Source organism: Stutzerimonas chloritidismutans, from assembly GCF_051486945.1.
In the GTDB taxonomy this organism is placed as follows: Bacteria; Pseudomonadota; Gammaproteobacteria; order Pseudomonadales; family Pseudomonadaceae; genus Stutzerimonas; species Stutzerimonas chloritidismutans_B.
The window spans coordinates 137,084-150,889 of record NZ_JAHVDX010000003.1 but is presented as its reverse complement, the minus strand read 5'-3'; the positions used below and the strand labels follow the sequence as shown (position 1 = coordinate 150,889).

9 protein-coding genes are annotated in these 13,806 nt (G+C 64.3%); 6 read left to right on the top strand and 3 right to left on the bottom strand.

The annotated features are described in order from the left end of the window. Positions 1–87: 87 nt before the first annotated feature. The 5 genes from gap (at position 88) to KXR72_RS12710 (ending at position 5,720) form a co-directional block, all read left to right on the top strand. Positions 88–1,107 carry a type I glyceraldehyde-3-phosphate dehydrogenase gene (gene gap, locus KXR72_RS12730; RefSeq protein ID WP_437421471.1) on the top strand — a complete coding sequence of 340 codons (1,020 nt, stop codon included), beginning with the start codon at positions 88–90 and terminating at the stop codon, positions 1,105–1,107. Beyond that, on the top strand, positions 1,104–1,694 hold the full coding sequence (locus KXR72_RS12725; protein WP_437421470.1) for a cyclodeaminase/cyclohydrolase family protein: 591 nt from the start codon (positions 1,104–1,106) through the stop codon (positions 1,692–1,694). The genes gap and KXR72_RS12725 overlap by 4 nt, the downstream gene beginning before the upstream one ends. A gap of 399 nt (positions 1,695–2,093) precedes the next feature. Then, positions 2,094–3,260, top strand: coding sequence for an iron-containing alcohol dehydrogenase (locus KXR72_RS12720; protein ID WP_437421469.1), 1,167 nt, complete (start codon positions 2,094–2,096; stop codon positions 3,258–3,260). Positions 3,261–3,264: 4 nt separating this feature from the next. Then, on the top strand, positions 3,265–4,767 hold the full coding sequence (locus KXR72_RS12715; protein WP_437421468.1) for a CoA-acylating methylmalonate-semialdehyde dehydrogenase: 1,503 nt from the start codon (positions 3,265–3,267) through the stop codon (positions 4,765–4,767). 188 nt (positions 4,768–4,955) lie between these two features. Then, complete coding sequence (locus KXR72_RS12710; RefSeq protein ID WP_437421467.1) at positions 4,956–5,720, top strand: IclR family transcriptional regulator; 765 nt, start codon at positions 4,956–4,958, stop codon at positions 5,718–5,720. A gap of 440 nt (positions 5,721–6,160) precedes the next feature. On the opposite strand, the gene rep is transcribed toward KXR72_RS12710, so the two are convergent. Further along, a complete protein-coding gene (rep, locus tag KXR72_RS12705) occupies positions 6,161–8,170 on the bottom strand; it encodes a DNA helicase Rep (RefSeq protein WP_437421466.1) in 2,010 nt (669 codons plus the stop codon). A gap of 269 nt (positions 8,171–8,439) precedes the next feature. On the opposite strand from rep, the gene KXR72_RS12700 reads away from it, so the two are divergent. Then, complete coding sequence (locus KXR72_RS12700; RefSeq protein ID WP_437421974.1) at positions 8,440–10,077, top strand: putative bifunctional diguanylate cyclase/phosphodiesterase; 1,638 nt, start codon at positions 8,440–8,442, stop codon at positions 10,075–10,077. Between the two features lie 37 nt (positions 10,078–10,114). On the opposite strand, the gene KXR72_RS12695 is transcribed toward KXR72_RS12700, so the two are convergent. Continuing rightward, complete coding sequence (locus KXR72_RS12695; protein ID WP_437421465.1) at positions 10,115–12,082, bottom strand: BCCT family transporter; 1,968 nt, start codon at positions 12,080–12,082, stop codon at positions 10,115–10,117. Positions 12,083–12,283: 201 nt separating this feature from the next. Continuing rightward, positions 12,284–13,783 (bottom strand): YifB family Mg chelatase-like AAA ATPase, encoded by a 1,500-nt coding sequence (locus KXR72_RS12690; protein WP_437421464.1) that lies wholly within the window; start codon positions 13,781–13,783, stop codon positions 12,284–12,286. Between the last annotated feature and the right edge of the window lie 23 nt (positions 13,784–13,806).

Genomic DNA, 13,806 nt, shown 5'->3' with positions numbered 1-13,806 from the left:
CGTTGATCTCCGTCGGGCGGTACTGAACGCGACCCCGGATACTCCGCCTAACCTTGCAACAGCCCACAACGTCACCAGGAGACCGCCATGTTGCGTATTGCCATCAATGGTTATGGCCGTATCGGCCGCGCCGTACTGCGTGCACTGTTCGAACGGAACCTCGAAAGCCAGATCCAGATCGTCGCCATCAACGACCTCAGCGAGCGGTCGGCGATGGTTCACCTGACGCGCTTCGACACAACCTTTGGCCGCTTCGGCGAACAGGTCGAATTGGACGGCGAGACGATGCGCATCCGTGAGCAGTCGATTCGCCTGCTTGCCGAGCGCGACGCCACTCAGCTCCCCTGGAAAGCGCTGGGCGTGGACGTGGTGCTGGAGTGCACCGGCAAATTCAAGAAGCGCGACATGATCGAGCAACACCTGCAGGCCGGAGCCGGTCGGGTGTTCGCCTCGCATCCGCTCGATGGTGCGGACCTGACGGTGGTCTATGGCGTCAACCATGAGCTGCTCGGCAGCCAGCGGGTGATCTCCAACGCATCCTGCACCACCAACTGCCTGGCGCCCCTGGCCAAGGTGTTGCACGAGGCGGTAGGGATTCGTCAGGGCCTGCTCAACACGGTGCATTCCTACACCAATGACCAGAGCTTGCTGGACAAGGCGCACAAGGATCTCTACCGCGCCCGCGCCGCCGCGGAATCGATGATTCCCTCGACCACCGGCGCGGCGAAGGCCATCGGTCTGGTGCTGCCGGAGCTGGCTGGCCGCCTGGACGGTTTGGCGGTGCGGGTGCCGACGCCCAATGTGTCGCTGGTGGACCTGACCTTCACTGCCGAGCGTGCACCGGGCAGCGTTGAAGCGATCAACCAGATCCTGCGTGACGGCGCGCAGAAGATGCCGCTCGGGGTGATGGAGTGCAACGACCTGCCGCTGGTGTCCCGCGACTTCTTCGGCCATTCAACCTCGTGCGTGGCGGACCTCAGCCATACCCGCGTCCAGGGTGATCTGGTCAAGGTGCTGGCCTGGTATGACAACGAATGGGCCTTTTCCAACCGCATGCTCGATGTCTTGCTGGCCTGGGGCAACCGCGCGGCACGCGACGGCCAATGAGCGAAGGCCACAGCGTCTGGGCCCAACCGCTGGCCGATTTCCGCACAGCGGCGGCGGCCGACAAACCGACGCCCGGTTGCGGTGCGGCGGCTGCGGTCACGGCCGACATCGGCCTGGCGCTGGTGGTGAAGGGGCTGCGCATCAGCGAGGCCCATGGCTCCGATGCGGCGCGCCGGCAGCTTATGCAACAAGCCGAAGCGCTGCTGGGCCGGCCGGGGACCTTCGCCGATGACGATATGCAGGCGTTCAGCGATTACCTGAGCGCGGCGCGCGATGGCGAGACTGCAGATAAGCGGGCGGCAGCGCGACAGGCCTGTGCCGTCCCGTTGGCGTTGGCGCATTGCTGCCTGGAGGCGCTCGACATCGCCGTCGACGCCTGGCCACGTACTGCCGCGACCGTGCAGAGCGACGTCCAGGCCGGTGCCGTCCTCATCCATGCAGGGCTCAGCGCGGCGCTGATCAACGTCGACGCCGATATGCCGAGCCTCGACAGCGCAGAGGCCCGCGAACAGGCCGGGCAGACTCGCCAGCGCCTGCAAGGCGACGGCGACGCGTTGCTGCGGCGCCTGGTCGATCCCGGCCGATAGCGGTTCGGCAAGCGCTCACGCTCTGTTGGGTTGTACCCATTCGTCACGCCAGCTATTGGCGTCCGTCCTGCTATTCACGAGCAAGCTCGCTCCCGCGAAACCGTTGGGCGACTTGGCTATCGAGCGACTATGCGGGTGACCATGGCCGGATCGATTCGCGAGGGGCCGCTTGCTAGCGAAGCGCTCACGGTCCCAACCATGTCCGCTGCCGGATCAACGAGTCAACCAATAACGAGAAAAAACGTCTCGTTATTGGTTGACGGCTGCGCGGATTGTTTTCTAGTCTCAAGCCCAAGTGAGACACGCTGTCTCACCATAACAATCGAGACCTGAGGTTTTCTCGTGCTTCGTCCGGCACTCGCCGGCGTTGTACGCGCACGCTGCCCACCGGAGAACATCATGAGCCATCGCATCGTCCTGCCGCGCCTGATGGAAGTCGGCGCCGGCGCCAGCCAGCAGATCGTCTCCGTCCTTCAGAATCTCGGCTGCAAACGGCCGCTGATCGTCACCGACCGGATGATGGTCGAGCTGGGCTATGTCGCGCGGATCAGCGAGACGCTGCGCAAGGCCGATATCTCCAGCGACTGCTTCGCTGACACGCTGCCGGAGCCGACCGCCGCCTCGATCCGGGCAGGCGTCGAGATGGTGCGCGCGGGCAGCTACGACTCGATCATCGCCCTCGGCGGCGGCAGCCCGATCGATTCGGCCAAGGCCATCGGCATCCTCGGCAAGTTTGGTGGCGAGATGCGCGACTACCGCTTCCCGCGCGATGTCAGCGAAGCCGGCCTGCCGCTGATCGCCATCCCGACCACGGCCGGGACCGGCTCGGAAGCCACGCGTTTCACCATCATCACCGACGAAACCAGCGACGAGAAAATGCTCTGCGCCGGGCTTGGCTTCATGCCGGTCGCCGCGCTGATCGACTATGAGCTGACCCTGTCACTGCCGCCGCGTGTGACCGCCGACACCGGCATCGATGCGCTGACCCACGCCATCGAGGCCTATGTCAGCCGCAAGGCCAGTCTCTACAGCGATGCGCAGGCGCTGCAGGCCATGCGTTTGCTGGCGCCGAACCTGCGCGCGGCCTACCACGAGCCGGCTAATCGTCAGGCCCGCGAGGCGATGATGCTCGGCGCGACCCTGGCCGGCATTGCCTTCTCCAACGCCTCGGTGGCGCTCGTGCACGGCATGAGCCGGCCTATCGGGGCGTTCTTCCACGTGCCCCACGGGCTGTCCAACGCCATGCTGCTGCCGGCAATCACCGCGTTCTCGATTCCGGCCGCGCCGGAGCGTTATGCCGACTGCGCGCGAGCCATGGGCGTGGCCGCGCAGACCGACAGCGTCGAGGCCGCGAATGAAAAGCTGCTAAACGAGCTGCGTATGATCAACAAGGAATTGCAGGTGCCCAGTCCCGAGCAGTTCGGCATTGCCCGCGAGCGCTTCTTCGAACTGCGCGAAACCATGGCCAAGCAGGCGCTGGCTTCGGGTTCGCCCGGCAACAACCCGCGCGTGCCTACCGAAGCGGAAATCATCGACCTTTACGAAACCGTCTGGAACCAGGAGTGAGCCCATGCAGACCCTCGGCAACCTGATCAACAACGAGGCCGTCGCCGGCCGCTCCGAACGCCACGCGACTGTTTACAACCCGGCCACCGGCGAGCCGCGTCTCTACGTGTCGCTGTCCTCGGCGGATGAAACCCGAGAGGCCATTGCCGCCGCCCAGGCCGCTTTCGACGGCTGGTCGAAGACGCCGCCGCTGGTGCGTGCCCGCGTCATGTTCCGCTTCAAGGCGTTGCTGGAAGCGCGCCGTGACGATGTCGCGCGGCTGATCTCGCTGGAGCACGGCAAGGTGTTTTCCGACGCCCAGGGTGAAGTCACCCGCGGCCTCGAGGTGGTGGAGTTCGCCTGCGGCATTCCGCATCTGCTCAAGGGCGAGTTCTCGCCCAACGTCGGGCGCGACATCGATTCCAACTCGCTGATGCAGCCACTGGGTGTTTGCGTCGGCATCACGCCGTTCAACTTCCCGGCCATGGTGCCGCTGTGGATGCTGCCGGTGGCCATCGCCTGCGGTAATACTTTTGTCCTCAAGCCTTCGGAAAAGGACCCGAGCGCCACCATGCTGCTCGGCGAGTTGCTGGCCGAAGCCGGGCTGCCGGCCGGCGTGCTGAACATCGTCAACGGCGACAAGGAAGCGGTGGACGTACTGTTGACCGACGAGCGTGTGCAGTCGGTGAGTTTCGTCGGCTCGACGCCGATTGCCGAGTACATCTACAGCACCGCATCGGCGCACGGTAAGCGCTGCCAGGCCTTGGGCGGCGCGAAGAACCACATGGTGATCATGCCCGACGCCGATCCGCAGCAGGTGGTCAGCTCGCTGATGGGCGCCGCCTACGGTTCGGCCGGTGAGCGTTGCATGGCCATCTCGGTGGCGGTCTGTGTCGGTGACGAGGTAGCCGACAATCTGGTCGAGATGCTCAAGGGCGAGATCGCGCAGATGCGCACCGGCCCGGGTACCGGCATCGAGCCTGAGCCGCACATGGGGCCGCTGGTCACCCGCGAGCACCAGCAGAAGGTGTCCGGCTACATCGATCTCGGTGTGGAGGAGGGCGCGACCCTGGTGTGCGATGGGCGTGGGTTGAAAGTTGAGGGTTATGAGAACGGCTTCTACGTAGGCCCGACCCTGTTTGACCGAGTCACCCCGCAGATGCGCATTTACAAGGAGGAAATTTTTGGGCCGGTACTGGCGGTCATGCGGGTGCAAACCTTCGACGAAGCGCTGAAGCTGGTCAACGACCACGAGTTCGGTAACGGCACCTCGATATTCACCCGTGACGGTGACACTGCGCGGCAATACGAGGAAGAGGTCAAGGTCGGTATGGTCGGGGTCAACGTGCCGATTCCGGTGCCGATGGCTTTCTACTGCTTTGGCGGATGGAAGCGCTCGATCTTCGGCCCGCTGAACATGCACGGTCCGGACGGCGTACGCTTCTTCACCCGCATGAAGACCGTGACCCGTCGCTGGCCGACCGGTATCCGTGCCGGCGCGGACTTCTCGATGCCGACGATGAAGTAAAAAAGCAGTATTCACGGGCTTTTCGTAGGAGCCAGCTTGCTGGCGATCGGGGTTGCGTCGATCGCCAGCAAGCTGGCTCCTACAAGAGCAGATTGCGTGTCTATCAAATCGGCGCTGGCATGCATGAGGTGCGGTGCCGGCGCCGATCACGGCTAGACACTTCTTTCATCAAAACGACAGGGCAGGTGATGCGCAGTCCCCCTCGTGAAAAAGGCTCCTCCATCACCCGTGTGCTGGAAATCATCGAAGCCGTGGCCGGCGCCGCGGAGCCGCTGACGCCCAGCGCGTTGGCGGAAAAACTGGATATTCCGAAGGCCAGCGCCCACCGCCTGGTGCAGACGCTGGAAAAGGAAGGCTTCCTGCAGTTCGGCCTGCGCGGCGGCCTGTTGCCGGGTGATCGGCTGCATACCACGGCGGTGAACATCCTCGGCAGCGGTCGGCACAAGGCCTTGCGTCAGGCGATCCTGCGGCAGCTGTCAGACGAGATTGGCGAAACCTGTGGGCTGTCCGTGCCCGATGGCCTGGATATGCTCTATTTCGATCGGGTGCAGACCAATTGGCCGCTGCAGATCAACCTGCCCATCGGCAGCCATACGCCGCTCTGGTGCACCGCCAGCGGCAAGCTCTACCTCGCGTCGTTGCCGGACGACCAGCTCGAACGCATCCTACCGCGCCTGCCGATTCGCCAGCTGGCGCGCAACACCCTCACCGACCTCAGCGCCTTGCGCGACGACTTGGTGCGGGTTCGTGAGGAGGATCTGGCGACCGATTCGGAGGAATTCATCGACGGCATGGTCGCCTGCGCCGTGCCGGTGCGCGATGGCCGCGGCGAGCTGAGCGCCTGCCTGTTTACCCATGCGCCGGTGATTCGTTGCTCGATGGAGTCGCTATTGGCGTTCGTGCCACGCCTGCGCACGGCAGCAAAGGAGCTGGAGGCGATTGTCGCCGGTTGATAGCCAACGAGGCACGCCGGACTACTAGACCGCCCCGGCCTGTAGGAGCCAGCTTACTGGCGATCAGCGGTCCCTGCACGCCATGATCGCGAGCAAGCTCGCTCCTACTTAAGCGGTGCGGTTTTAGCGCCCGGTCGGCATGGGCCATGCCAATCGTAGGAGCCAGCTTGCTCGCGACCCTGATGTCGGGCAGCTCGGAAGTCGCCTAGATCGCGAGCGAGCTCACTCCGACAGGCGCGCGTTGTATCCGGCGATGTGTCTACTGAACCGCGTGAAACTCCGCAAGCACGTAGGGTGGATGACGCTCTTCTCATCCACCGTATCCCATGTTGGTTGGCTGCCCGCCCGGTAGATCGTCCGCCTGGTGGATCGCGCGACCCGGTGATCGTCACCCGGTGGATTGGTAAAGCGCGATCCACCCTACGGCCGCGAGGGCGGCGCTACTTCTTCAACATCGCCCGCATCGCTGCCAGCGCATCATTGCCGCGCGCGGCTTTTACTTCGACCGGTGCATCTTCCTGGCCTTCCCAGACCAGATCCTCGGGCGGCAGCTCGTCGAGGAAACGGCTCGGCGTGCAGTCGATCACCTCGCCGTACTGCTTGCGCTTGGCGGCGAAGGTCAGCGCCAGGTTGCGTTTGGCGCGGGTGATGCCGACGTAGGCCAGGCGCCGCTCTTCCTCGATGGTGTCGGCCTCGATGCTGGAACGGTGCGGCAGGATCTCCTCCTCGAAGCCGATGATGTACACCGAGGGGAATTCCAGGCCCTTGGAGGCGTGCATGGTCATCATCTGCACGCCGTCGGCGCCTTCTTCCTCTTCCTGCTGGCGCTCGAGCATGTCGCGCAGCACCAGCTTGCCGATGGCGTCTTCGATGGTCATGTCGCCGTCTTCGTCTTTCTCCAGCGTATTTTTCAACGCATCGACGAGGAACCAGACGTTGCCCATACGTGCGTCGGCCACTTTGTCGCTGGAGGCGTTTTGCCTGAGCCAGTTCTCGTAGTCGATATCCATCACCATGCTGCGGATGGCCGTGATGGGCTCATTGACCACGCACTGCTCGCGGACGTTGTCCATCCAGCGCTTGAAGCGGGCCAGGCGCTCGCTGTAGCGGCTGTCCAGATGAGCGCCAAGGCCGATCTCGTCGGCGGCGGCATACATCGAAATGCCGCGCTCGCTGGCGTAGTTGCCGAGCTTTTCCAGGGTGGTGGAGCCAATCTCGCGGCGTGGCACGTTGATTACCCGCAGAAAGGCGTTGTCGTCGTCCGGGTTGACCAAGAGGCGGAAGTAGCTCATCAGGTCCTTCACCTCCTGGCGGGCGAAGAAGCTGGTGCCGCCGGACAGGCGATAGGGAATCTGGTGGTGCTGCAGCTTCAGCTCCATCAGCTTGGCCTGGTAGTTGCCGCGGTAGAGGATGGCGAAATCGCTGTAGGGGCGCTGGGTGCGCAGGTGCTCGGTGAGGATCTCCAGTGCCACGCGCTCGCACTCGGCGTCTTCGTTGCGCGTTCGGATCACGCGGATCTCGTCGCCATGACCCATCTCCGACCACAGCTGCTTCTCGAACACATGCGGGTTGTTGGCGATGAGGATGTTGGCGCATTTCAGGATGCGGCTGGTGGAGCGGTAATTCTGCTCCAGCATCACCACCTTCAGGGACGGGTAGTCCTCTTTCAGCAGCATCAGGTTTTCTGGACGCGCGCCACGCCAGGCGTAGATCGACTGGTCATCGTCGCCAACCACGGTGAACTGATTGCGCATGCCCACCAGCAATTTGACCAACAGGTACTGACTGGCGTTGGTGTCCTGATACTCGTCCACCAGCAGGTAGCGAATGCGGTTCTGCCACTTTTCCAGGATGTCGGCGTGCTCCTGGAAGAGCTTGACCGGCAGCAGGATCAGGTCGTTGAAGTCCACCGCGTTGTACGCCTTGAGCGTGCGCTGGTAGTGCAGGTAGACGATGGCAGCGGTCTGCTCCTTGGGGTTGCGCGCGTTGGCCAGGGCCTCGTCGGGCAGGATCAGGTCGTTCTTCCAGCTGTCGATGTAGCTTTTGATCTCATCGGCGCCGTCGTCGCCGGCATATTCCTTCTGCATGATGTCGGTGAGCAGCGCCTTGATGTCGCCGTCATCGAAGATCGAGAAGCCGGGCTTGTAGCCCAGACGCGCATATTCCTTGCGGATGATGTTCATGCCCAGGTTATGGAAGGTGGACACGGTCAGACCGCGCGCCTCGGCGCCCTTGAGCAGGGTACCGACGCGCTCCTTCATTTCGCGCGCGGCCTTGTTGGTGAAGGTCATGGCGACGATGTGGCGGGCCTGGATACCGCACTGCTGCACCAGGAAGGCGATCTTGCGGGTGATCACGCTGGTCTTGCCGGAGCCGGCGCCGGCGAGCACCAGCAGTGGGCCGCCGACGTAGTTCACGGCTTCCTGCTGCCGAGGGTTGAGTCGGGACATTCTCGATTGGTCTGGTCGTGTTAAGGCGGGGGCGAGAGTTTAGCAGGGCCGGCGGCACGATTTGCCGGCTGCTGGCGGGGGTGATGACCGGTCGTCGCCCACGGGGCTGGGTTCCGGGTCGCAATGCTCTAGTCTATGCGCCGCGGCGCCCGCAACAGGCTGCACGGCCTGCGCCCCGCTTCACACAGGGAGGGTGTAATTCCAGGCGCTTGCACGCCTGACTGCTCCGTACGAACCGGGGAAGAATCGTGACATCGTCCGCTCAACCTTTGCGTCTGGTCCTGCTCGCCGATGACCCTGCGTGGCACGAGTGCTTGGTGGCGGCCCTGGGTGTGCTGCCCAGCCCGCACCAGCTCGTCGAGGCGCCTGACTGGGCGACCGCCACCGCCTGCCTGGCCGAAGCTGGCCCCAGCCTACTGCTCACCACCGCGGCGCACCGCCCTGCATCGGGTCGTTTTCCATGGCCGACGGTCCTGTTGCTCGAAACAGAACCGGTTGAAGCGCCCGAAGGCGTCATCGACTGGCTGACCGGGCCGCGGCTGGACCCGGAGCTGTTGCGCCGCTGCCTGCGCTATGCCCGTGAGCGCTGCAATCTGCAAGGCGTTGTTCAGCGTCTGGCCAGGCAGGACCCGCTGACCGGCATCATCAATCGCCAGGGTTTTCAGGCGCTGCTCGCCGCCCGGCTGGTTGAGGGTCGAGGTGAGGGTCTGGTATTGGGCGTGCTCGATTTGGACAACTTTCGCCGGGTCAACGACGCGCTCGGCCACCAGGCGGGCGACCGTTTGATCGTGCAAGTGGTGGCGCGCTTAAAGGCCGAACTCGAGGTGGGTGATCGCCTGGCTCGGCTGGGTGGCGACGAGTTCGGCCTGTTGCTCGAGGCCGACCGCATGGAGCCAGTGGAGAAACTGGCCGACCGCTTGATGGGCGCGCTGGCAGAGCCCTACTGGCTCGATGGCGAAAGCCTGATGCTCGGGTGCAGCCTGGGCCTGGCCCGTGCGACCCCGGGCGCGGACGCCGATCAGCTGTTCTGGCTGGCGCAGATCGCCATGCGCCAGGCCAAGGCCAGCCAGGGCTGCACCTGGCATCGCTATAACGAACGGGTCAACCGCAGTGCCAGCAGCCTGGCCGGCCTTGAAGGTGAGCTGCGGCGTGCCCTGCGCCGCGACGACCTGGAGCTGCATTATCAGCCGAGGCTGTGCATCGAGACCGGCCGCATCGTCGGTATGGAAGCCCTGGTGCGTTGGCCGCACGCCGAGCGTGGCCTGCTGGCTCCAGACGAGTTCATACCCATGGCCGAGGAGAGCGGGCTGATCGTGCCGCTGGGCTACTGGGTCATCGCCCGGGCCTTGCGCGACATGCAAAGCCTGCGTGACAGCGGTGCGGGCGAGTTGCACATGGCGGTCAATCTGTCGTTCCGGCAGTTTCAGGATAGCCAGTTGCTGGCCACCCTCGAGCGGCTGATCGCCGAGCGCGGCGTCGATCCGCACTGGCTGGAGTTCGAGCTCACCGAGACGGCTGTGATGCGCCGCAGCGATCAGGTGCGCGGCACCATGAACGCGCTGGCTGAGCTGGGGGTGCGCTTCTCGCTGGACGATTTCGGCACGGGCTTTTCCTCCTTCGTGCACCTGAGCCGGCTGCCGATCAGCTTGCTGAAGATCGACAAGAGCTTCGTCGAACAGATGGCTTCGCGCCCGCAGAACGGCCGACTGGTCCGGGCGATGATCGGTCTGGCCCACGAGCTGGGTCTGGAGGTCGTGGCCGAGGGGGTCGAAGGCGCAGCGCAGTTAGGACAACTGCGCCGCTTCGGTGCAGACCAGGTGCAGGGCTACCTGATCAGCAAGCCGCTGCCCCTGGCCGAGCTAAGGCCCTTTCTCAACCGGGGCCGCGCGGTCGAAATGCAGAGTTGAAACAAAGCGCCGGGCTTGGAGCCCGGCGCGGTGTGGATCAGCGAACCATGTGCAGGAAGTGCATGTGTTTCTCGTACTGGTCGAGAATGTCGCCAATCACGCCTTCCCGGCTCCAGCCCATCACATCGTAGTTCTGCCCGCCTTCCTTGAGGTGCACTTCGGCACGGAAGTAGTTGCGCTCGTCGTCGTCACCTTCCTCGGTGGCAACGAAGCTCGGCATCGGGTAGCCACGTGGGCGAATCAGGTAGATGAAGTCCGGCGCACCTTCGTAGGTGATTTCCAGGCCGGTCCGTTTGTCGTCCCCGCTGGTCAGTTCGACGTGGTAGCCCTGCTTGCGCAGCTCCTCGGCTACAGCGGCGCACGCGGGCGCAGCGGTCTCGCTGATGAATCGCTCCACGTCACGACGGCGGGGATACCGAGTCAGGTTCTGCACACGGCGACGCCAGCCGCCTTCGGACACGGGCGCGGTCGGGGTCGTGTTGATCGCCTGGTAGCGCAGCCCCTGTTTTGTCGCATCGACACGAAGCGCCTTGAGCAGGCCCCACATCGAGCAGAGCAGCGCGAGGGTGAAGGGCAGGGCGCTGGCGATGGTTGCCGTCTGCAGTGCGGTCAAGCCATCGGCAAGCAGCAGTGCGATCGCCACGATGCCCATGGAGGCTGTCCAGAAAATACGTTGCCATACCGGCGTCTGGCCTTCACCACCCGAGGCGAGCATGTCTACGACCAGCGCGCCGGAGTCTGCCGATGTCACGAAGAACACCACCACCATCAGCATCGCGATGGTCGAGAGCACCGCCGCGAAGGGGAAGTTTTCGAGGAAGGCAAACAGGGCAAGCGAGCTGTCACGCTCGATCGCTTCGCCCAGGCTCGTGACGTGGTCCCAGAGAATCATGTGGATCGCGGTGTCACCGAACACGGTCATCCACAACAGGGTGAAGCCGGTCGGTACCAGCAGCACGCCGGTGACGAAGTCACGGATGGTGCGGCCGCGCGAGATGCGCGCGATGAACAGGCCGACGAAGGGCGACCAGGCCAGCCACCAGCCCCAGTAGAACAGCGTCCATCCGCCGATCCAGTCGTTCGGCTCGTAGGCGTAGAGGTTGAAGGTCTTGTTGACGATGTCGGACAGATAGCTGCCGGTGTTCTGCACGAAAGTCTGCAGGATAAATACGGTCGGGCCTGCAATCAGCACAACGACTACAAGCAGCACGGCAAGCGTCAGGTTGAGCTCCGACAGGCGCCGGACGCCCTTGTCCAGACCCGTGACCACTGAGACCGTCGCCAGCAGCGTGGTGACTGCGATCAGGATGATCTGAACAGGCACCGAGATCGGCACCCCGTATAGATGATTAAGGCCGGAATTGATCTGGGTGACGCCCAGCCCCAGCGAGGTGGCGACGCCCAGCACGGTGCCGATGATCGCGAAGATGTCCACGGCGTGGCCGATCGGGCCATAGATTCGCTCGCCGATGAGTGGATAGAGCGCCGAGCGCAGTGTGAGCGGCAAGCCGTGGCGGTAGCTGAAGTAAGCCAGGATCATCGCGACGATCGCGTAGATCGCCCAGGCATGCAGACCCCAGTGGAAGAAGGTGATCTTCATGGCCTCGTACGCGGCCTCACTGGTCCCTCCTTCACCGACCGGGGGCGAGAGGAAGTGCATCACCGGTTCGGCTACGCCGAAAAACATCAGGCCGATGCCCATGCCGGCGGAGAACAGCATGGAGAACCAGGTCAGGTTGCTGTAGTCCGGCTCGCTGTGATCAGGGCCGAGCTTGATGTCGCCGTAGCGGCTCAGGGCGAGCAGCACGACCATCAACAGGATGATGGCGACAGCGATGATGTAGAGCCAGCTGACATTGGCGATGATCCAGGCCTGGACGTCACCGAATACAGCCTGCGCGTTTTCCGAGAAGGCGACGCTGTAGATAACCAGCGCGATGATAAGGACGGCAGAGCCGATGAAAACGGGTGGGTTGAGGGTGGAAGAAGACTTGTTGGCCTCCATGCTGCGCTCCTTGATTTTTCGATTTGGGGAGTGGCCGCCTGTGGCGAAGAGGGCGCAATCTAACATATTGGTCAGCTTCTGACCGGCTTCGAGGCCATCGCCATTGCGTCGGTAACAATGGATCGGACCTCGGACGAGCAGGAATTACGCCGTTGCGCTTGCCGCCGCGCCACGCGTTGCAGGACTTCAGCCGGCGCGTTATCAGCTGGCCTGGCTGGCGGGCCGGTATTGCAGCGCCTCGGCGAGGTGGGCGCGACCGATCGACTCGGCGCGCTCGAGATCCGCCAGCGTACGAGCGACTTTGAGAATGCGGTGTGCCGCGCGCAGCGATAGCCCGAGTCGCTCACAGGCGCGCTCCAACCACTGCTGGTCCTCCGGTTGCAGATGGCAGTGCTGGCGCAGGCCGGATAGATCGAGAAATGCGTTGGCGCACCCCTGGCGAGCGAGTTGTCGGCGCCGCGCCTCGGCTACGAGGGCAGCCATCTCGGCGGTCGTTTCGGTGCTCGCCATTGGCGCATTGAGTGCAGTCGCCTCCCGCGCCACGGTCAGGTGCAGGTCGATGCGGTCAAGCAGCGGGCCGGAGAGCTTGCCGCGGTAGCGCTGGACCTGATCGGGCGAGCAACGGCAGCGGCCGCTGGGGTCGCCCAGATAGCCACAGGGGCAAGGGTTCATCGCGGCCACCAATTGGAAACGAGCAGGAAATCGCACCTTGTCACGTGCCCGTGCGATGACGATACACCCCGATTCCAGTGGCTCCCGTAGTACCTCTAACACCTTGCGATCGAATTCCGGCAGTTCATCGAGAAAGAGCACGCCTTGGTGCGCCAGTGTGATTTCGCCGGGTCGCGGCCGGCTGCCGCCACCGACCAACGCCGGCCCGGATGCACTGTGATGGGGCTGTCGAAAAGGGCGCTGCGGCCAATGTTCGAGGGGCGACTGGCTGGCCACAGAGTGAATGGCGGCGACTTCGAGTGCTTCCTGTTCCTCCAGCGGTGGCAGCAGCCCTGGCAGGCGGCTGGCTAGCAGTGTCTTGCCGGTGCCGGGTGGGCCGGAAAACAGCAGGTTGTGCGCGCCGGCCGCGGCGACCAGCAAGCCGCGCTTGGCTGCTTGCTGACCTTGCACGTCGGCCAGATCCGGGTACGGCAGGACCTGGCGCAGAAGCCCTTGTGCCTGGAAAGGTTGCAGTGGTGTCACGCCGTTGAAATGCGCGGCGACTTCCAGCAGATGGTCTGCGGCGTAAACCACCAATCCCGAGGCTAGGCTGGCTTCTTCTGCGTTTGCGCGGGGCACCAGCAGGGCGCGGCCAGCCTTGCGTGCCGCCAGCGCGGCGGGCAATACGCCCTGAACCGGCCGCAACGCGCCGGAAAGCGCCAGTTCACCGAGACATTCGAGGCTGTCGAGGCGCTCGCTCGGCACCTGAGCGCTGGCGGCAAGAATGCCGAGGGCGATCGCCAGGTCGAAGCGCCCTCCATCCTTAGGCAAATCTGCGGGGGCGAGGTTGAGGGTGATGCGGCGGGCCGGGAAATCGAAGCCGGACGTGAGGATGGCGCTGCGCACGCGATCCTTGCTTTCCTTGACCGCAGTTTCGGGCAGGCCGACAAGGGCCAGTGAAGGCAGGCCGTTGGCCAGGTGCGCCTCGACCGTGACGGCCGGCGCTTCCACGCCGAGCTGGGCCCGGCTGTGGACGATTGCGAGAGACATCGATCACTCCTTTGATCGGTGCC